The 18,494-nt window shown below is 46.3% G+C and carries 21 protein-coding genes; 17 read left to right on the top strand and 4 right to left on the bottom strand.

Translation table 11 applies throughout. The annotated features are described in order from the left end of the window. Nucleotides 1-7: 7 nt before the first annotated feature. From KIO97_RS13515 to KIO97_RS13445, 15 genes are all read left to right on the top strand, one after another. On the top strand, nt 8-970 hold the full coding sequence (locus tag KIO97_RS13515) for a DUF58 domain-containing protein (protein ID WP_285382954.1): 963 nt from the start codon (nt 8-10) through the stop codon (nt 968-970). Continuing rightward, complete coding sequence (locus KIO97_RS13510; RefSeq protein WP_285382952.1) at nt 971-1,522, top strand: DUF4381 domain-containing protein; 552 nt, start codon at nt 971-973, stop codon at nt 1,520-1,522. Beyond that, nucleotides 1,515-2,606, top strand: a complete 1,092-nt coding sequence (locus KIO97_RS13505) for a VWA domain-containing protein (protein WP_285382950.1) — start codon at nt 1,515-1,517, stop codon at nt 2,604-2,606. The genes KIO97_RS13510 and KIO97_RS13505 overlap by 8 nt, the downstream gene beginning before the upstream one ends. Next, nucleotides 2,599-4,344 (top strand): VWA domain-containing protein, encoded by a 1,746-nt coding sequence (locus KIO97_RS13500; protein WP_285382948.1) that lies wholly within the window; start codon nt 2,599-2,601, stop codon nt 4,342-4,344. Before KIO97_RS13505 ends, KIO97_RS13500 begins: the two co-directional genes overlap by 8 nt. Next, complete coding sequence (locus KIO97_RS13495; RefSeq protein ID WP_285382946.1) at nt 4,341-5,648, top strand: BatD family protein; 1,308 nt, start codon at nt 4,341-4,343, stop codon at nt 5,646-5,648. The genes KIO97_RS13500 and KIO97_RS13495 overlap by 4 nt, the downstream gene beginning before the upstream one ends. 606 nt (nt 5,649-6,254) lie before the next feature. Further along, entirely contained in the window at nt 6,255-6,653 is a 399-nt protein-coding gene (locus KIO97_RS13490; RefSeq protein ID WP_285382944.1) for an ATP synthase subunit I, read from the top strand. Further along, entirely contained in the window at nt 6,654-7,421 is a 768-nt protein-coding gene (atpB, locus tag KIO97_RS13485) for a F0F1 ATP synthase subunit A (protein WP_285382942.1), read from the top strand. A 49-nt stretch (nt 7,422-7,470) separates the two neighbouring features. Further along, a complete protein-coding gene (gene atpE, locus KIO97_RS13480) occupies nt 7,471-7,707 on the top strand; it encodes a F0F1 ATP synthase subunit C (RefSeq protein ID WP_004727739.1) in 237 nt (78 codons plus the stop codon). 43 nt (nt 7,708-7,750) lie between these two features. Next, nucleotides 7,751-8,221, top strand: a complete 471-nt coding sequence (locus KIO97_RS13475) for a F0F1 ATP synthase subunit B (protein ID WP_005431830.1) — start codon at nt 7,751-7,753, stop codon at nt 8,219-8,221. 8 nt (nt 8,222-8,229) lie between these two features. After that, the gene (locus KIO97_RS13470) at nt 8,230-8,772 is read left to right on the top strand and encodes a F0F1 ATP synthase subunit delta (protein ID WP_005431763.1); all 543 of its coding nucleotides are present in this window, start codon (nt 8,230-8,232) and stop codon (nt 8,770-8,772) included. A 12-nt stretch (nt 8,773-8,784) separates the two neighbouring features. Further along, on the top strand, nt 8,785-10,323 hold the full coding sequence (gene atpA / locus KIO97_RS13465) for a F0F1 ATP synthase subunit alpha (RefSeq protein WP_285382940.1): 1,539 nt from the start codon (nt 8,785-8,787) through the stop codon (nt 10,321-10,323). 21 nt (nt 10,324-10,344) lie between these two features. Then, on the top strand, nt 10,345-11,205 hold the full coding sequence (gene atpG / locus KIO97_RS13460) for a F0F1 ATP synthase subunit gamma (protein WP_005431811.1): 861 nt from the start codon (nt 10,345-10,347) through the stop codon (nt 11,203-11,205). Between the two features lie 23 nt (nt 11,206-11,228). Then, nucleotides 11,229-12,614 (top strand): F0F1 ATP synthase subunit beta, encoded by a 1,386-nt coding sequence (gene atpD / locus KIO97_RS13455; RefSeq protein ID WP_005431749.1) that lies wholly within the window; start codon nt 11,229-11,231, stop codon nt 12,612-12,614. A gap of 15 nt (nt 12,615-12,629) precedes the next feature. Beyond that, on the top strand, nt 12,630-13,067 hold the full coding sequence (locus KIO97_RS13450) for a F0F1 ATP synthase subunit epsilon (protein ID WP_005431788.1): 438 nt from the start codon (nt 12,630-12,632) through the stop codon (nt 13,065-13,067). Nucleotides 13,068-13,274: 207 nt separating this feature from the next. Beyond that, a complete protein-coding gene (locus tag KIO97_RS13445; protein WP_285383164.1) occupies nt 13,275-13,700 on the top strand; it encodes a bifunctional diaminohydroxyphosphoribosylaminopyrimidine deaminase/5-amino-6-(5-phosphoribosylamino)uracil reductase RibD in 426 nt (141 codons plus the stop codon). Nucleotides 13,701-13,910: 210 nt separating this feature from the next. Here KIO97_RS13445 and KIO97_RS13440 read toward each other — a convergent pair whose 3' ends face one another. Beyond that, entirely contained in the window at nt 13,911-14,129 is a 219-nt protein-coding gene (locus KIO97_RS13440; RefSeq protein WP_045384288.1) for a hypothetical protein, read from the bottom strand. Between the two features lie 352 nt (nt 14,130-14,481). Here KIO97_RS13440 and KIO97_RS13435 point away from each other — a divergent pair, with 352 nt between their 5' ends. Continuing rightward, entirely contained in the window at nt 14,482-15,387 is a 906-nt protein-coding gene (locus KIO97_RS13435; RefSeq protein ID WP_038892363.1) for a LysR family transcriptional regulator, read from the top strand. 13 nt (nt 15,388-15,400) lie between these two features. Next, nucleotides 15,401-16,303, top strand: a complete 903-nt coding sequence (gene yegS, locus KIO97_RS13430; RefSeq protein ID WP_285382936.1) for a lipid kinase YegS — start codon at nt 15,401-15,403, stop codon at nt 16,301-16,303. Between the two features lie 65 nt (nt 16,304-16,368). On the opposite strand, the gene KIO97_RS13425 is transcribed toward yegS, so the two are convergent. The 3 genes from KIO97_RS13425 to KIO97_RS13415 all read right to left on the bottom strand — a co-directional run bounded on the left by KIO97_RS13425 (nt 16,369) and on the right by KIO97_RS13415 (nt 18,487). Then, nucleotides 16,369-16,704, bottom strand: a complete 336-nt coding sequence (locus KIO97_RS13425) for a YgiW/YdeI family stress tolerance OB fold protein (protein WP_285382935.1) — start codon at nt 16,702-16,704, stop codon at nt 16,369-16,371. Nucleotides 16,705-16,721: 17 nt separating this feature from the next. Next, nucleotides 16,722-17,369, bottom strand: coding sequence for an AcfA family outer membrane beta-barrel protein (locus KIO97_RS13420; protein ID WP_285382933.1), 648 nt, complete (start codon nt 17,367-17,369; stop codon nt 16,722-16,724). 137 nt (nt 17,370-17,506) lie between these two features. Continuing rightward, entirely contained in the window at nt 17,507-18,487 is a 981-nt protein-coding gene (locus KIO97_RS13415) for an HAD family phosphatase (protein ID WP_285382931.1), read from the bottom strand. Nucleotides 18,488-18,494 lie beyond the last annotated feature (7 nt).

Raw genomic sequence — 18,494 nt, 5'->3', positions numbered from 1 at the left:
AGGGACTATGGCAAAGCCAACGCTTGCTCCTCAATCCCAAGGGCTCGATCCTCGCTTGTATTGCGATTACTCACGATTGGTGCGTTTACAAGCGCAAGCCGAATCCTTCAGTTTACTGCCTCATTTAAAAGCGGGCAGTGTGCTTTCTGGGCGGCACAACTCATTATTCCGTGGGCGTGGTCTGAACTTCGAAGAGCTGCGTCACTACCAGCTAGGGGACGACATCCGAAACCTCGATTGGAAAGTCACCATGCGCACAGGCAAGCCTCATGTGCGCAGTTACACCGAAGAAAAAGACCGCAATGTGATTGTTTGTGTTGATCAGCGCAGTGCGATGTTTTTCGCTTCAACTGAGGTCATGAAATCTGTTGTTGCTGCTGAAGTCGCGGCTATGTGCGGTTGGCGAGTATTGAAAGATGGTGACCGAGTCGGATTTGTTATCGCCTCTGACTCTGCTCTATATCACAGCAAAGCTCAGCGTTCCCAGAACGATTTGCTCGCTCAACTGAAACGACTCTCTCAAGCCAACCAGCGCTTAAATGTTGACTCGTTAGATTCAGACAAAGTGACGTTCAGTAAATGGATTGAGCTCATCAAACGGATGAAGCTAAAACAATCCACGCTGATTTTCATCAGTGATTGGCGTGATTGCGAAGAGCACCACCTAGATCACCTTAAGCAGCTTCAACAGCACAACGATGTTCTCGCGGTGATGGTAAGCGATCCTTTAGAGCAGTCGCTTCCGCAAGATTTGGCGAAAGTGAAATGGGTGATTGGTGATGGTCGTTACCAGCTCAATTTAGACAGTAAAGCCAAAGTCGATGCAGCCAGCGCCAGTTTGGTTGAGAAAGCTCAGTTACAACGTCAATCACTGGCACAACTCATGGCAATCAAAAAGCTGCCTCATATCGAAATCGATACAACAGGTGAGCACATTACTCAATTCCAAAAACTCGTTGGAGGCCGATAAATGACAGACTTACACACGCCTCCAAGCACGTATATTCTGCGTGAGCTGCATGACGTCGCGGTACCAGAAAGCGTCAGCTGGGTACCACAAACCCTCGGTTGGAAGATCCTTGCTGTCGTTGGCGCGATTGTACTTATGTATTTAGGCTACCGCTTGGCACACCATTGGTGGGATAACCGTTACCGCAAAGAAGCCATTGAAGCGATTTCTCGTTTAACACCAGATGACGCCAGTATGCCGAAAGCGCTGTTCTCGATTCTGAAAATCGTCTTGATTCATCTTGATAGCTCTCATGCTCGCTTGTTTGATACCGCGTTCCTGCGCAAGTTAGATGAGCTTAACCCTAAGCATAAAATGTTTGATGACGAAGTCTCGAAGCGTTGGCTGCAAAGTATCGTTGACCCAAGTGTTGAACTGGAAAAATCAGAGCGTTTACAACTTCTTGAACGCGCATCTGAGTGGGTGAAAGAGCACGATGAGAACGCTCACAACATTGAAAAGCGCACGCTTGCCTACAAAGCGCGTGCATTAAAAGGAGGTCGCCATGGGTGATCTTCTTGCCTCATGGCTTGGTATGAGCAGCTTTGAATTTGAGCATCCGCTTTGGTTCATCATCTTACCGCTGCCTTTAGTAGTGTATTTCCTCGTCCCAGCTTACCGCACCAAACAAATGGCCATCAAAGTGCCGTTCTTTAGTCAGCTTGTGGACGCCATTGGTGAAACCCCATCAGAAGGCGCAAGCCAACTTACTCCGAGCTGGTGGCAGCGCGCAACGCTCATTATCTCTTGGCTTTTGGTCGTGACCGCAATGGCAAAGCCGACAGTACTTGGCGAGCCACAGGTGCGTGAAAGCTTAGGGCGTGATGTCATGGTTGTAGTCGATTTGTCTGGCTCAATGGCAGAGCAAGACTTTACATCCAAAACCGGAGAAAAGATCGCTCGCCTTGATGCCGCCAAAGAAGTGTTGAGCGACTTTGCCAAAACGCGCAAAGGCGACCGCTTAGGCTTGATCTTGTTTGGCGATGCGGCATTTGTGCAAACCCCGTTCACGCCCGATCAAAAAGTGTGGTTAGAACTGCTTAACCAAACGGATGTGTCGATGGCTGGGCAGAGTACCCACTTAGGTGATGCAATTGGTTTGGCGATTAAGGTGTTTGAGCAAAGCGAAAAGTCGCGTACCGACGTTGAAGAGAGCAAAGAAAAAGTCGCCATTGTTCTAACGGATGGTAATGACACGGGAAGCTTCGTTGAACCGATTGATGCGGCGAAAGTAGCGAAAGCCAAAGATGTACGTATCCACGTGATTGCCATGGGTGATCCACAAACCGTGGGTGAAACTGCACTAGATATGAATACGATCAAACGTATTGCGAAAGAGTCCGGAGGTGAGGCATTTGAAGCGCTCAACCGTGACGAACTTGCTAAAGCCTATGATGAGATTGGTAAGCTAGAGCCACAGCTTTATGAAAGTACCACTTACCGCCCAAAGCAAAGTTTGCATCATTACTTAATGGCTTTGGTGGTTGCGATGTACTTAACCGCGTTCTCGTTGGCGACATTTAAGCGTCGTCGACTATCCGTTAACAGTGAAGGTTCTGCACAAGCAGGCAACATAATAGGAGAGCGCCATGTTTGATTCTCCTTTCTCTAGCATGGGGCTAGAACAGTTTGTCACACAGTTCCATTTCATTCGTCCAATGTGGCTATTGGCGTTCATCCCAATGTTTCTTTTGCTTTGGTTAAGATGGCGAGAAGAATCCAAACCAAGCTGGAAAGACATTCTTCCAGAACACTTACGTAAAGCCTTAACGATTGGCGACTATGGTTGGCGAAAACAACTGCCACTTAAGCTGCTTATGGTGATAGTAGCGATTGCCATCATCATCTGTGCCGGACCTTCTTGGGAGCGCCAAGCTTCACCGTTTGGCGAAGACAAAGCCTCCATGCTGGTGGTGTTGGACAACAACGATTCAATGTTGCAAAAAGACCTTCCGCCAAGCCGCTTGGAACGCTCTAAGCAAAAGATCCGTGACCTCTTGGCTGCACGAAAAGGTGGTAGCACTGGGTTGGTTGTGTATGCGGGTTCTGCTCATGTCGCGATGCCTGTGACGCAGGACAGCAAAGTATTCGAACCGTTTCTAGCGGCGATAACACCAGAAATCATGCCAGTTGAAGGTAAACTTGCTGAAACGGCGTTGCCTTTGATTGACCAACAATTACAAGGCCAACCGGGTTCTACGGTTCTGTTGGTTACGGATGGCGTGAACCCTGCAACCATTACCACTTACAAAAACTACTTTGCAGACAAGCCTTATCAATTGCTTATCTTGGCTGCGGGTAACTCGGACATTGTTTCAAACAACCCGGTCGATTTGGACTCGTTAAACAATCTTGCCAGCGCGACTGGTGGACGCCTTGTGGAAGTGACGGTAGACAATAGTGACATAGAGAAGCTGAATCGTTTTGTTGAGCGAAACATGCAACTCAATGGTGAATCCTCAATGCCTTGGAAAGACATGGGTTATCAACTGTTGTTCCCAATTGCGCTCATTATGATGCTTTGGTTCCGCAAAGGCTGGCTAGTGCAATGGTGTGTGGTGGCGATGGTGTCAACGTCTTTGTTTATGACGCCAAAAGCTATGGCGGAAACGGTCTCGCTCAAAGCGGATAAGCCTGAAGTGGTGCAAGAGGTAACCGTCTGGGATAAAGCGTCTCAATGGTGGTGGGATTTATGGCTCACCCCAAATCAGCAAGGACAGCGTTTGTTCAACAAAAACGAATACCTTGAGGCAGCAAAGCACTTTACAGATCCGTTGCGTAAAGGGACAGCTTATTACTACGCAGGCGAATACAAACTGGCTCATACCGCTTTCTTGGAGATGCAAAACGATCCATCAGATGCAGTAAAAGACTATGGCTTGTACAACGCTGCGAGTGCGTTGGCGCGTCAACGTGAATACTTGGCCGCGCGTAATTTGTTGCAAACACTGGTAGACAAAGACACCTTGATTGAGCAATTGCGACCAGACGTCGAACACAACCTAAAAGTCATTGGTGGCATTGTCGAAGAGATTAATCGCACCAGTGAAAGCCAAGCGGGGACAACAGACGGACCCGAAGAGTCGTTTGAACTGGGTGACAACCCGCAAACGGCAGATGGGGCAGACGAAAAAACCGCGGCTGAATTAATGCTGAAAGAGAAACTCAATGCGAACGAAATCCTTGGTAGCCAAGAATTGGCGGATAAGTGGTTAAAACGTGTAGAGGCCGATCCTAAGTACTTCTTGCGCGCTAAATTCCAAATTCAGCTGCGTGAGCCCGTGAAAACGCAGCCACAACCGCAACCACAACAAGAAGAGGAGCAAGCACAATGATGAATGCATCCAAACTTGGCGCTGACTCCGTGGTTGGGCGTTTAAGCACTATCTTGATGGTGTTTACTTTGTTTTTTACTGGTTTGGCGAACGCACAAGACATTCAAGACTTGCAGCGCAGCAATGACGTAGAGCTATTAGCTTGGGTTGGCAAGCAGGGAGCAGGGACCGATACTAAGGAAGCACCTAAGTTCAGTGTGAATGAGCAGGTGATTTTGTACATCGAAGTCGCAACGCCTCGTTGGTTCACAGGTGGTACACGCATTGGCAGCGTAGAAATCCCTAACGTGATTGCAAAGCAGCGTAACCAATTAGCAACCAACTATATCGAGCGCAAAGGGGGGCAAACGTGGTCTCGTCAGCGTTGGGAAATAACTTTGTATCCGCAAGCCTCGGGTCAGTTTGTGATTCCACCTGTCGCTGTTGGTGTGCAAGTCTCTGCGACTGATGGCTCGAAAGTGGCTGGTACGCTTTATACGCAGCCAATTAAGTTTGAAGCGTCTATGCCTTCTGGGTTGCTCAGTGATGACTCTGCATGGTTTACCGCGACTAAAGTGAGTGTGGATCAGAAATGGACAACGTCTAACGATGAGCTGAAAGTCGGTGATGCAATCACTCGCACCATAACGATCAATGCACAAGACAGTTTGTCAGTATTGCTTCCAGGCTTGTTATCCAATGATTCTACTGCCAGTTATCAAGCATACCCTCAACCAAACCGCTTAGACGATAAGCAAACGCGTGGCGATTACCAATCGAGTCGAATAGAAGAAAGCGTGTATGTGATCCAACAGGGCGGTGAGTTCACCTTACCTGAACATAAGTTCCAATGGTGGAATAGCAAGAGTAAACAGCTGGAAACAGTGGTGATTGAGGGTGAGGCCTTCAAAGCCAAGCATACATTTAAATCCTTTGCTAGAGCTTATTCTGGCTGGTTGATTGGCAGCGCAGTGACGCTATTTGTTCTCGTTATCGCCGCCTTGAGCATTCACCGTTATTATCGTTCTCGTCCTACGCCGCCATGGTTAGTGTTCAGACGAATGGTAAAAGCGAATCGATGGGGCGCTGCTCGAGCAAGCTTGTATAAGCAGCTGAGAAGCAACACGGGTGGCCTTGAAATGAGTAAAGCCAGTGACTCTGACGTTTGGCAGAAGCGTTCACAGCGCCTACAAGAGGGGCAGGAGGACGCAAGCTTGATGAATGCGCTTTGGAAAGGGATACAAGCGCTGAAGCCAAAACGCCTTAAGTGGGCGATACCAAAGGCCTTGCCGCAACTCGATAAGCAGGCAAGTAATAAGAAGTAAAAACGAAAAAGGACGCTGATTCAGCGTCCTTTTTTTGTTCTTTTTAATCGCAATAAGTAAATGGGATGTCTATTTTGACGTGCTACAACTGACGTAAAGAAATAATATATTTCAAATATATTTAATTCTTATCTTTTAAGCTTCTATTTAAAAGATATTTCATTGCGATATTAAACAGGTTTATTAATCGGTTATATATTTACAACTGCTATATTTGAAAATATATAACCTAAAATCACTTTAATTCCTTTCTGATGGAGTGTCACTTCCATGTGACAAGCTTTTCGTCTTAACCCTGATAAAGACGGCTTAATCAATGTATATTTCATTTTTGGTTTGTTCAAATAAAATAACACTTCAAAAATGGAATGATAATTTGCAAGTTTTTCGATTTAGATTATTAAAATTATCGGTGTATATTTCTGGGGAAACGGAAATACGGAGTGATTCCGTTTTGATTTTTAAATATGTGAATAATAATTATCAGATTAAATTTAATTCTGTGTATTAAATTTATCTTAATATAATTCTTCGTCACTAGGCAGCTTTATTTTGTGAAGTTTAATTATCAGAAGTTTAATTCGAAATTATTTTAAAGGGTGATTTATGGAAGCTAATATTCACGACGATCCAATATTGGTGGCAGGCAAGAGGATTCTGATTGCTCAAGCAACTTTGGGTCTGGTATTCATCGCGTATGAGTACATGCGAAGCGGCTCTCTCAGTGCTGAGTCAGCGATTACTGGGGTGCTTATCGCGATTCTTCCATCTCTATTCGGCATGGTATTAGCGTCCATTAAATCTAGGGTGAAACCAGAAGAGAGTTTGCGTGACCTCATGCATCTGAGTCGAAATATCAAAGTCATTTACACCATTGTGATGTTTGTTTTGACGTTTCGATTTATGGCTCTTCGCAACATCGTGGTCCTGATAGGCTTTTGTGTGACGATGTTTGGTCACTTCTTAACGCCGCTGTTCAGAGACCGCTTCGAAAGGAAGGCATAAATGGAGACTGTCCAGTCCGCTCATGAATATATTGAGCACCACCTGACCTTTCTCACCGCCGGCGACGGTTGGTTTGGAATTAACCTTGATTCCATGATCATGGTCTGGCTGACGGGGCTCGTTTTCATCCTTTCATTCCGTTATGCGGTGACGAAAGGAACGAAAGGAGTACCAGGACGATTCCAGTGTTTGATCGAGATAATATTTGAGTTCGTCGATGACATCGTAAAAGAAATATTTCAAGCCAAGGACAAGTTAATTGGTCCTTTAGCAATGACAATATTTGTTTGGGTGTTATTAATGAATGCCGTAGATTTGTTACCGATTGATTTAATTCCTGCACTTACTCGTGCTGTAGGCGTTGAACACTTCCGTGACTTACCATCCGCCGACGTCAATATTACGATGTCGATGGCATTAGGCGTATTTATTTTGGTATTAGGTTATACGTTTAAAAACAAAGGCGTGAAAGGTTTTATTAAAGAGTTAACTACTCAACCATTTTCACATCCTTTGTTATATCCAGTGAACTTAGTTCTTGAATTGGTGACGTTAATTTCTAAACCAATATCTTTAGGTCTTCGATTATTTGGCAATATGTATGCAGGTGAAATGATCTTCATTCTAATTGCATTAATGCCGTGGTGGATGCAATGGGCACTAAGTGTTCCTTGGGCACTGTTCCACATTCTTATTGTTGTTCTTCAAGCATTTATTTTTATGGTACTGACCGTGGTTTATCTCGGCATGGCTGTTGAAGAGCATTAATTTCAAAAATCTTGTTTCTTAATTAAAAAATTCAATTCTAGGAGTTGTTATGGATATCGTTAGCGCAGTTCTTTACGTGGCGGGTGCACTACTGATCGGTCTTGGTGCAGCGGGTGCCGCAGCAGGTATCGGTAACCTTGCAGGTAAATACCTTGAAGGTGTGGCTCGTCAACCTGATTTGACCCCAATGCTTCGTACTCAATTCTTCATCATGATGGGTCTTGTGGACGCGGTGCCAATGATCGGTGTTGGTATCGGCTTGTACATCATCTTCGCTGTAGCGTAATTCGAATTAATAATTTTCATAACGTTATAGAAGAGAGGGTGCTATGAACTTAAATGCCTCAATGTTTGGTCAGGCGATCTCCTTCGTGATTTTCGTTTGGCTGTGCATGAAATATGTCTGGCCACCACTTGTAAAACTGCTTGATGAGCGTCGTGCTGAAATTGCCCAAGGTCTTGAGCAAACAGAAAAAGCAGCACAAGAGTTAGAACTGGCAAAAGCGAATGGTGAAGCGCTACTGACAGAAGCTCGCTCAAAAGCTCAAGCCATCATCAACCAAGGTAAGCAACGTCAAGAACAGATGGTTGCGGAAGCGGTTGATCTGGCAAATCAAGAGAAAGCGCGCATTGTCGCAGAAGGCAAAGCAGAAGTGGAAAGCGAACGCAGCAAAGTTCGCCAAGAGCTGAAAGATGAAATGGCGGATCTGGTGATTGAAAGTGCCAGCAAGCTGATTAATCGCAATCTGGATAGCTCGGCCAACCGCGACTTGGTGAACCGCTTCATCAACGAAATGTAGGAGGGCACATGTCCGAATTGACAGTGGTAGCTCAACCCTACGCAAAAGCGGCGTTTGATTACGCACGCGATGCAGAATGCTTGGACGATTGGCAACAAATGTTTGCGATTACCCAAGTGGTCTTGGAACAACCTAACACGCTTCTGGTCTTGAATGATCTTGATGAAGACGGTTCTGAACAACCATTGTTGGATCTGATTCTTCATGCTGGTGGTGAATGGTTGAATCAAAACTTCGAGAATTTTCTTCGCATTATGGAAGAGAACAAACGCCTAAAAGCGCTCAGTGAAGTAAACGTTCAGTTCCAAGAGATGAAAGCGGATTACGAACGAACCATGACAGTAACAGTACGTGTTTCAGAACCTCTGGATGAGGAACAGATGGCAAGGCTTAAACAAGCATTAACCGAAAAGTACGGTAAAGCTATCACACTAGAAACACAACTGGATCCATCCCTTGTAGGTGGTGTGGTGATCACAGCAGGGCAGACCGTGTATGACGGCAGTGTCCTCACCAACCTAAGCCGATTGGCGACCAACCTACATGTGTAACGGGGTATAGAAATGCAATTAAATTCAAATGAAGTCAGTGAATTAATCAGAGAGCGAATTGTCAACTTCAACCTCGAAAGTGAAGCGAGAAATGAAGGTACTATCGTCTCTGTGAGTGACGGCATCATCACAATTCACGGTCTTGCAGACGTTATGCAAGGCGAGATGCTAGAACTGCCAGATAACCGCTTTGCGTTGGCACTGAACTTAGAGCGTCATTCCGTCGGCGCGGTTGTGATGGGCCCATATGCGGACTTATCAGAAGGGATGAAGGTAAAAGGCACAGGTCGTATTCTTGAAGTGCCAGTCGGTAACGGTTTGCTAGGTCGTGTCGTGAACACGCTAGGTCAACCAATCGATGGTAAAGGCGCAGTGTCATTCGACCGTATGGACCCAGTTGAGGTGATTGCCCCTGGTGTTATCGACCGTAAGTCTGTCGACCAGCCAATCCAAACCGGTTACAAAGCGGTAGACTCCATGGTGCCAATCGGTCGTGGTCAACGTGAGTTGATCATTGGCGACCGCCAGACAGGTAAAACCGCGATGGCGATTGATGCTATCATCAACCAAAAAGAACTGGGCGTTAAATGTATTTACGTCGCAATTGGTCAAAAAGCATCGACCATTGCCAACGTGGTTCGCAAGTTAGAAGAGCACGGCGCACTAGAAAACACCATTGTTGTGGTTGCGTCAGCATCAGAAGCGGCAGCGTTGCAATACCTAGCGCCATACGCAGGTTGTACCATGGGCGAATACTTCCGCGACCGTGGTGAAGATGCGCTGATTGTCTATGATGATCTATCAAAACAAGCGGTGGCTTACCGTCAAATCTCACTACTTCTAAAACGCCCACCAGGTCGTGAAGCCTTCCCGGGTGATGTTTTCTACCTCCACTCACGCTTACTAGAACGTGCAGCACGTGTTAACGAAGAATACGTAGAGCGATTCACTAACGGTGAAGTAAAAGGCAAAACAGGTTCTCTAACTGCACTGCCAATCATCGAAACCCAAGCGGGTGACGTATCGGCGTTTGTACCAACCAACGTAATCTCGATTACCGATGGTCAAATCTTCCTACAAACTCAGCTATTCAACTCAGGCTTACGTCCAGCGGTTGACCCAGGTATTTCGGTATCTCGTGTAGGTGGTGCAGCGCAAACTAAAGTGATCAAGAAACTGTCGGGTGGTATTCGTACCGCGTTGGCGCAATACCGTGAATTGGCCGCATTTGCTCAGTTCTCTTCTGACCTAGATGAAGCGACACGTCGTCAGCTTGACCACGGTGAGAAAGTAACAGAACTCATGAAGCAGAAGCAGTACGCACCAATGACGGTTGCTGAGCAAGCACTGGCGATCTTTGCAGCTGAGAAGGGTTACCTCACTGATGTCGCGTTAAACCAAATCTCTCGTTTTGAAGAAGAGTTGATGGCATTTGGTCGTACAAACGCGCAGCCGCTACTGGACAAGATCAACCAATCCGGTGATTACGACGACGAGATCGAGAGTGAGCTACACAGCTTGCTGAAAGAGTTCACTGCGCTGCAATCGTAGGACCACTAACAGGAGTCCGTTATGGCAAATACCAAAGAGATTCGCACCAAAATTGCTAGCGTGAGTAGCACGCAAAAGATTACGAGTGCGATGCAAATGGTCGCCGCCAGCAAGATGCGCAAAGTGCAGGAGAACATGCAGGCGTCCCGTCCTTACGCGGAGAACATGCGTAAGGTTATCGGTCACGTCTCGTCCGGTACGCTGGAGTACAGCCATCCTTTCCTTCAAGAACGCGAAGTGAAGCGAGTGGCTTACATCATCATCTCATCCGATCGAGGTTTGTGTGGTGGCCTGAACAGTAACTTGTTCAAAAAAGTATTGGCAGAAATGCAGGACTGGCAAGAGAAGGGCGTTGAAGTAGATACGACGCTCATTGGTTCGAAAGCAATCAGCTTTTTCCAGTCCCTCGGAAAAGTAATGGCACAGACTTCTGGCCTTGGTGATGCACCAAAACTGGAAGATATGTTGGGTGCGGTTAACGCCATGATGGAGCACTACTCCGAAGGCAAAATCGACCGCTTGTTCCTTGTTTACAACCAATTTGTAAACACTATGGTGCAAAAACCAACGGTATTGCAAATGCTGCCGTTCCCGAAAGAAGACATTTCACGTGATAAAGAGGCTCGTTGGGATTACCTCTACGAGCAGTCTCCTCAAGACATTCTCAACCACCTGATTCAACGTTATGTGGAATCACTGGTTTATCAGGGGGTGGTTGAGAGTATCGCTTGTGAACAAGCCGCGCGGATGATGGCAATGTCTGCCGCGACTGATAACGCAGCGCAACTGATTGAAGACCTACAACTGGTTTACAACAAAGCGCGTCAAGCGGCGATTACTCAAGAGTTGAGTGAAATTGTATCCGGCGCACAAGCGGTTTAGAGAGAGAATTTGAGGTTTAAATTATGAGTATTGGCAAAATCGTCAAAGTCATCGGTGCGGTGGTCGACGTCGAGTTCGAACAAGGCAAAGGCCCGAAAGTTTACGATGCACTGAAAATCAACGATGGCAGCGATGGCTCACTGATGTTGGAAGTTCAGCAACAGTTGGGCGGCGGTGTGGTTCGCTGTATCGCAATGGGTTCTTCGGATGGCCTTAAACGTGGCCTAGAAGTGGAATCTACGGGCAACCCAATCACGGTACCTGTGGGTGAAGAAACCCTCGGTCGTATCATGAACGTGTTGGGTCATCCAATCGATGAATGTGGTCCAATCGGTGAGCAAGTATCTTACGAGATCCACCGTGATGCCCCAAGCTACGAAGAGCAATCTAACAGCACTGCGCTACTAGAAACGGGCGTTAAAGTTATCGACTTGATTTGTCCGTTCGCGAAGGGCGGTAAGATCGGTCTGTTCGGTGGTGCGGGTGTAGGTAAGACGGTAAACATGATGGAGCTTATCAATAACATTGCTAAAGCTCACTCAGGTTTGTCGGTATTTACCGGTGTAGGTGAACGTACTCGTGAGGGTAACGACTTCTACTATGAAATGAAGGAGGCGGGCGTTCTCGACAAAGTAGCCATGGTCTACGGTCAGATGAACGAGCCACCGGGTAACCGTCTACGTGTTGCGCTAACAGGCTTGACCATCGCAGAACGTTTCCGTGATGAAGGTCGTGACGTACTGTTGTTCGTGGATAACATTTACCGTTACACATTGGCAGGTACTGAGGTATCGGCATTGCTTGGTCGTATGCCATCTGCGGTAGGTTACCAACCAACACTGGCAGAAGAGATGGGTGTGCTTCAAGAGCGTATCACGTCGACTAAGAATGGTTCTATCACGTCTATCCAAGCGGTTTACGTACCAGCGGATGACTTGACCGACCCATCGCCAGCAACCACGTTTGCGCACTTGGATGCGACCGTTGTTCTATCTCGTAACATCGCTGCTTTGGGTCTGTACCCAGCGATTGACCCACTGGATTCAACATCACGTCAGCTTGATCCTCAAGTGGTTGGTCAAGAGCACTACGATGTAGCGCGTAAAGTTCAGCAAACGCTGCAACGTTACAAAGAGCTGAAAGACATCATTGCCATCCTAGGTATGGATGAACTGTCTGAAGAAGATAAGCGCTTGGTATCTCGCGCTCGTAAAGTTGAACGTTTCCTAACTCAGCCTTACCACGTAGCTGAAGTGTTTACGGGTCAACCGGGTGTATTCGTTCCACTAAAAGACACCATTGCAGGCTTTAAAGCGCTGCTTGATGGTCAGTACGATGACATCCCAGAGCAGGCATTTATGTACTGCGGCAACATCGACGAAGTGCTTGAAAAAGCGAAAAAACTGTAAAGCGCGGGAGGCAATATGGCCATAGCGGTTTCACAAAATACGTTTCAACTGAATGTGGTAAGTGCAGAGGGCACACTTTACTCAGGTCCGGCACACGCTATCGCGGTAGCAGGCGCGGATGGTGAGTTAGGTATTCGTCCTGGTCACTCACCGCTGATCAGTAAAATCAAGCCGGGTGTTGCTCGTATTACCGGTGACTTGTCTAAGCCTGAAGAGATTCTGTATGTCTCTGGTGGTTTGGTCGAAGTCCAGCCCGATGTTGTTACTGTGCTAGCCGATACTGCGCTTCACGGTAAAGACATCGACAAAGCAAGGGCGGAAGAAGCTCGCAGAGCGGCGGAAGAAAACATTCGCGCGCATGTGGACGACATCAGCTTTGCACAGGCACACATGGAGTTGAACAAAGCATTGGCGCAACTTCGTGCAGTAGAACTAACGATGAGAATTCGTTAGTCACTTTTTCGGAATGCGGTCTGAAGAGTGGTAATCAACGGGGCAACTTCGGTTCGCCCCGTTTTATTTTTAGTGAAAATCATAAAGGGATTGATTTGTTTGGAGAGGCCAAACGTAAGAGCTTTGCAAACACTTTTATATAGCGAGGAAAGCATGCTGGCGTTAGAATCCATCACCCAAACTTTGAATAACGAGTATCAGATCCAAATGAGCCAACAATTTATGCTTCGTGCGTTGGAAGTGTCACGCAACGCGCTGCCTGCTTGTCAACCAAACCCACCAGTTGGTTGCGTGCTGGTCAAAGACGGTGAAATCGTATCAGAGGGGCATACACAGGCGATTGGCGGCAATCATGCAGAAGTTGAAGCTCTCAAGGCTTACAACGGCGATTTAAGTGACGTGACCGCGTACGTAACACTAGAGCCGTGTTCGTTTGTTGGACGTACACCTGCTTGCGCAAAAACCCTAGTGACTTGCGGCATCAAAAAAGTGGTGGTTGCCATGTTAGATCCTGACCCGCGTAACGCTGGTCGTGGTATTGATATCCTAAAAGAAGGTGGCGTAGAAGTGGAAATTGGCTTGTGCGGTGAAGAGGCGAGTGCGTTCCTGTCGCCTTACTTAGGAAAGTCATAATCTTACGTTGGTTAGGTTTCTCTAAAGCCTCGAAATCTCGAAGAGCGACATGGATATCATGCCGCTCCTAGAATCAGCTCGTCTAATTTATTATTGACCAATTCTTCTTAGCTGTGCGTTGCGAGATAGAGCACCATGAAAGGTGCGATCAAGCCAAGTGATGCCGCCATGCTGAAATAGATTAAAAATGCCTTCTTCATACTGAACTCCTCAGATAGCTAGTTTTCTTTCGTAGCGACCAACGATATAAGCGACATATCCAACCTTGAATATACCTGCAAAGACGATCGTGCCGATGTGTGCGATGGCTTGTTGAATGATCGAGAAGTGATTCGCGTAAGGAAAACTGATCAATATTGTTGTGCTCATTATTGCCAACGAAATAATCATTACGATCCCACCAAGCGCTGATACAGTCTTAAATTCCATAATCACACCTCTTAACATGTATTTTATATGCATGTTATAATTTGAGGCGAAAAAGTCAACAAAAAGATTAAGATCGAGACGAATAGGATCATCCAGAGGAAGGGACTGAGTGGTGAATGGAATAGGCAAAAGGTATCCATTAACGGCAATATCAGTCTTACCTTTAAAATATCCACCAATATGAAATGAGGCGATATCTTGGGAAAATTCATCGTGATTTTCAGAATTTTCTTCGTCAATACACGGTTAAAACTACTTAAAACATGCATGGGCGCTCAAATCCGATTTTCTGAGTCGTTAAAGATCAGACTGTTAGCTAAAATAAGACCATGTCCTGTTGTGTGTGTACAAAATGAAAAGTACCGATTTAAACCTTATCCCCATTTTTGTCGCGATTTACGAAGAGCAAAATCTTTCTAAGGCCGCTGCTCGTCTTGATATTAGTCAGCCAGCCGTCAGTAAAGCGCTTGCACGCCTTCGCGATATCTACGACGAACCGCTATTTCATCGAAGTACTTCCGGCGTAGAGCCAACCAGCTTCGCCATGGATATTTACCCAGCGATGGTAGCGGCGTTAAAAAACTTCACCTCCACACTTTCCGCTTCGAGCAGCTTCGATCCTAAAGTTTCTAACCGCATTTTTTCGATAGCCTGTGTATCCGTCGCCAGTTATGAGTTGATGCCGCAACTTATGCGTCAGATTCGTAAAAACGCGCCTAACGTAGGCTTAGAAGTACACCCTTTGTTTACTGAAGACTACGAGAGCGATCTGCGTTTACAGCGATATGATTTGATCATCGATATGCCACCACGTGGGCGGACGGTTCTTAAGATGGAGCCAGTATTTTCCGAACGTTTGATGGTAGTGTGCAGTGCAGATCATCCGCGAATCAATGACTCATGTTCTGTCGAGCAATTCTTAGCAGAAGAGCACGTTGTGGTTTCCCGTTGGCATGCACGAAAAAGCTTGATGAGCGAAGAGGATATCGAAGATCTGGCGAAACGTAATATCGTTTATCGTGCATCTGGTGCGATGGAGATGTTGCCAGTCATTGATGGAACGGAATACATTGGGATGTTACCGCTATCAACGATAAACCACTTTTCTAAAACCTATAACATCAAAGCGATACCGCTTCCTTTTACCGACAAAATACATGATTTATGTGCGATTTGGCATTCTAGTCGCAACAATGAAAGTGCGCATCAGTGGTTGAGGGCACAGCTTAAACAAGCAGGTAAGACGATCGAATATTAAGTAGGGGACGACCATGACAGCAATACGTGCCATTCTAAACGGTAAGAAAGCCGGAACACCGGAGCTTCGCAGTGAGATCATGCGAATGCGAGAGCAAGGTGTGGATCTGCAAGTTCGGGTCACTTGGGAATCTGCGGATATGGAACGCTTAGTTATAGAAGCGGTCAATGAAGGCATTAAACGTATCGTTGTCGCGGGTGGTGATGGCACCGTCAATGAAGCCGTCACAGCACTCAACCAGGTAGACTCAAATGCTAGACCTGAGTTGGCCATCATCCCTATGGGGACTGCGAATGATTTCGCTACTGCGACGAAAATCCCCACCACGATTCGGGAGTCCATAGAACTTGCCGTTAAAGGTGAGGCCGTTGCGGTAGATAGCGTTCAAGCCAACGACCGTTATTTTATGAACATTGCAGCAGCAGGTTTTGGCGCAGAAATTACTGCTGAGACGCCCTTAGAGCTGAAGAACTTTTTAGGTGGTGGCGCTTACACATTAACAGGACTAGTAAAAGCGCTAGGCTTTAAACCCTATGATGGCTCGTTGACGATAGAACAGGGCAGTTATCAGGGCGAAATTCTCGTTGGCGCATTTTGTAATAGTCGTTTAGCTGGCGGTGGACAAGAGCTTGCGCCAAACGCACTTATTGATGATGGTTTAATGGACATTACTTTGGTGCATCCATTCTTGCCCCATGAGCTACCTCAGGTGATTGATGAAATTCAAAACCCAACCGAAACAGGGCACTTCGTTAAGCATACTCAGGCAAGTTGGTTAGAGATTGATTTTCCTAAAACGCTACCATTGAACTTAGACGGTGAGCCTTACCGTTCTAATAAGATTCGATTTGATGTCAAACCACAAAGCATTCGCTTGGTGCTTCCGCCACATTGTCCTTGCTTGAGAGTTCACTAGAAAAACGAAAAGCCACCGCTGACGGTGGCTTTTGCTTAATTGGAACAAGGGATAATCGCTAGTGCTTAAAGTTTCTGAATCGTATCGACTTCAATTTGAGTTTTAGTCCATTCTGAATCCACTTCACCACGGATAGCAACTTGATCTTTTGGTGACACGTCTTGCCCCATCCAGTCTTCGTTGTCGATCTCCACTTGGATTTCACCCGTGTTGTCTTTAAATAGGTAAGTCTCATTGCCCAACGCTTGCACAATGTTACCCGTTAACAACACATAGCTGTCATCAGCCGCTTTTTGTGCTTCTTTGACGGTATTGATTGCAGAGGTTTCAGGACCGGTAAAGGCAGCCAATGCTGAGCCTGAAAGTAGGACGAGCATTGACGCAAGAATCAGTTTTTTCATGCTAATGGCTTCCTAATTTAGAAATAGTAAGTAGAACCTACGTTGATTGATGCTGTGTTTGCGTAGCTATCAAGTTGGTACTTCGCGTTTGCACCGATGGTCAATTGAGGGAAGATTTTGTATTCCGCACCAACAGAGAACACGGCACCCAACTCGTTATTCTTTTCTGTGCTGTGGAAAAGTGTTTTGCTCATTTCCACATCGTCATTTGAAACCAGTTCGTGCTCTTCGTACTTACCGGCTTTCGATTCGTATTGTGTGTAGCTCAGACCCGCTTTTACTTTGGTGGTCCATTTGTCGTTTAATGCGTAGCTAAACACAGGAGCAAGAGTGATTTGTTTTGCCTTGATGGATGAATCCCATTCCATTTCACGGTGGTAGTCTTTACCATCAACGTTCTCGATGCCTAAGTTTTTTGAACGACTATCGTCCAGTTCAAATTGGCTGTAACCCATTTCTACTGCCCAAGAGTCGTTGATCGAGTAGCCAACAAATCCACCAAAAATACCGTCTTCCTGTTCAGGGTTGAGATTCACACCGTCAGCTTCAAAAGATGTTTCAAAATCGTGGTCGGTGGTGCCGAATCCATACTCCAAACCCACATAAGGTGCGGCTGCTACCGAAAATGAGCTTGCTGCTAGAATCGTCAGGACTGTTCTTTTCATTATATTTTTACCTCTTCGTTTTGATGGGAGGCATTGTGTATGAAGAGTCGTGAAGTGATCGTGAAGAAAAGACTAACGGTTTAAAATGAATAAAAAAACTCCCCAAGAAGGGGAGCTTTAAAGACGTCGTCATGGTGTTAGTAGACGGTGCACCATTCGTTTTTCATGTCGATAAGGTGCCAATTATCGCGTTGATTGGCTTCATCCATCGCTTTATCTAAGTGACCGACGCTGGATTTACGGTCGTATTTCCACTCACGCTCTTCATCGGTATGGTGAACGATCATCGCCATCGAGTTTGGCTGACTGGTTGCCCACTGCATCATCGCGTGGTCACCGTCTGAGTTACCAATTGCGAGAACGGGTTTCTTACCAATGATGTGTTGAATGTTCTCCACTTTCCCGGCTTTGTCATCAATCGTTAGGATTTCACCTAACTTAGTCACGGTTGGTTTACCGTCGTTATAGTCGTACTTGTATTTTAGTGCGCTACCAATGATTTGTTCTTCAGGAATGCCGTAGACCTCTGGTGCCCAAACTCGCATGAAGTCCACGCCGCCACCAGATACTATGTATGTCTTAAAGCCGTGCTCTTGCAGGTAGGTCACCATTTCACGCATTGGTTTGTAAGTTAGCTCGGTATACGCCTTATCAAAACGTGGATCTTTTGCAGCTTTCAGCCACTGTGCGACCTTCTCTTGGTATTCTTCAACCGTCATGCCGCTGTGAGTGACTTTAACGATCTCAAGCAGTGCTTTTTCACCGCCCTTAAAGACGCCTTCGATATCATCGTTCAATACTGATTTGAACGGCTCTTGCGTCTTCCACTCTGGGTGGTCTTTTGCCATGATTTTCACTTCGTCTAGCGCATAGGCCAGCTGGAAGTAGAAAGGCTTCTCTGACCATAACGTACCGTCGTTATCAAATACGGCAATACGGTTTTGCTCAGGGATGAATGTCGATTTTGTTGTATCCAAAGATTGGTCAACGTAGTTAACGATGGCGGTCTTACTCGCTCCATCTTTCCAAGAAGGCAGCAAGCTTGGGTCGCAATCTAAAGCCATCGCTGAGAACGATAAACCAGATAAGACTGCAAGGGCACAGATGTGTTTCTTCATATTATTA

Source organism: Vibrio sp. B181a, from assembly GCF_030248375.1.
Classification (GTDB): domain Bacteria; phylum Pseudomonadota; class Gammaproteobacteria; order Enterobacterales; family Vibrionaceae; genus Vibrio; species Vibrio campbellii.
The sequence above is the reverse complement of the archived record's forward strand: the minus strand, read 5'-3'. Positions and strand labels throughout refer to the sequence as shown.

What these genes read in the sequence shown, in the direction of transcription:
- KIO97_RS13450 (WP_005431788.1), top strand. Translation starts at nt 12,630, where the DNA reads ATGGCCATAGCGGTTTCACAAAATACGTTTCAACTGAATGTGGTAAGT.
- atpA (WP_285382940.1), top strand. Translation starts at nt 8,785, where the DNA reads ATGCAATTAAATTCAAATGAAGTCAGTGAATTAATCAGAGAGCGAATT.
- KIO97_RS13445 (WP_285383164.1), top strand. Translation starts at nt 13,275, where the DNA reads ATGAGCCAACAATTTATGCTTCGTGCGTTGGAAGTGTCACGCAACGCG.
- atpB (WP_285382942.1), top strand. Translation starts at nt 6,654, where the DNA reads ATGGAGACTGTCCAGTCCGCTCATGAATATATTGAGCACCACCTGACC.
- KIO97_RS13500 (WP_285382948.1), top strand. Translation starts at nt 2,599, where the DNA reads ATGTTTGATTCTCCTTTCTCTAGCATGGGGCTAGAACAGTTTGTCACA.
- KIO97_RS13470 (WP_005431763.1), top strand. Translation starts at nt 8,230, where the DNA reads ATGTCCGAATTGACAGTGGTAGCTCAACCCTACGCAAAAGCGGCGTTT.
- KIO97_RS13440 (WP_045384288.1), bottom strand. Translation starts at nt 14,129, where the DNA reads ATGGAATTTAAGACTGTATCAGCGCTTGGTGGGATCGTAATGATTATT.
- atpG (WP_005431811.1), top strand. Translation starts at nt 10,345, where the DNA reads ATGGCAAATACCAAAGAGATTCGCACCAAAATTGCTAGCGTGAGTAGC.
- KIO97_RS13515 (WP_285382954.1), top strand. Translation starts at nt 8, where the DNA reads ATGGCAAAGCCAACGCTTGCTCCTCAATCCCAAGGGCTCGATCCTCGC.
- KIO97_RS13435 (WP_038892363.1), top strand. Translation starts at nt 14,482, where the DNA reads ATGAAAAGTACCGATTTAAACCTTATCCCCATTTTTGTCGCGATTTAC.
- KIO97_RS13510 (WP_285382952.1), top strand. Translation starts at nt 971, where the DNA reads ATGACAGACTTACACACGCCTCCAAGCACGTATATTCTGCGTGAGCTG.
- KIO97_RS13505 (WP_285382950.1), top strand. Translation starts at nt 1,515, where the DNA reads ATGGGTGATCTTCTTGCCTCATGGCTTGGTATGAGCAGCTTTGAATTT.
- atpE (WP_004727739.1), top strand. Translation starts at nt 7,471, where the DNA reads ATGGATATCGTTAGCGCAGTTCTTTACGTGGCGGGTGCACTACTGATC.
- KIO97_RS13490 (WP_285382944.1), top strand. Translation starts at nt 6,255, where the DNA reads ATGGAAGCTAATATTCACGACGATCCAATATTGGTGGCAGGCAAGAGG.
- yegS (WP_285382936.1), top strand. Translation starts at nt 15,401, where the DNA reads ATGACAGCAATACGTGCCATTCTAAACGGTAAGAAAGCCGGAACACCG.
- KIO97_RS13475 (WP_005431830.1), top strand. Translation starts at nt 7,751, where the DNA reads ATGAACTTAAATGCCTCAATGTTTGGTCAGGCGATCTCCTTCGTGATT.
- KIO97_RS13420 (WP_285382933.1), bottom strand. Translation starts at nt 17,369, where the DNA reads ATGAAAAGAACAGTCCTGACGATTCTAGCAGCAAGCTCATTTTCGGTA.
- atpD (WP_005431749.1), top strand. Translation starts at nt 11,229, where the DNA reads ATGAGTATTGGCAAAATCGTCAAAGTCATCGGTGCGGTGGTCGACGTC.
- KIO97_RS13415 (WP_285382931.1), bottom strand. Translation starts at nt 18,487, where the DNA reads ATGAAGAAACACATCTGTGCCCTTGCAGTCTTATCTGGTTTATCGTTC.
- KIO97_RS13425 (WP_285382935.1), bottom strand. Translation starts at nt 16,704, where the DNA reads ATGAAAAAACTGATTCTTGCGTCAATGCTCGTCCTACTTTCAGGCTCA.
- KIO97_RS13495 (WP_285382946.1), top strand. Translation starts at nt 4,341, where the DNA reads ATGATGAATGCATCCAAACTTGGCGCTGACTCCGTGGTTGGGCGTTTA.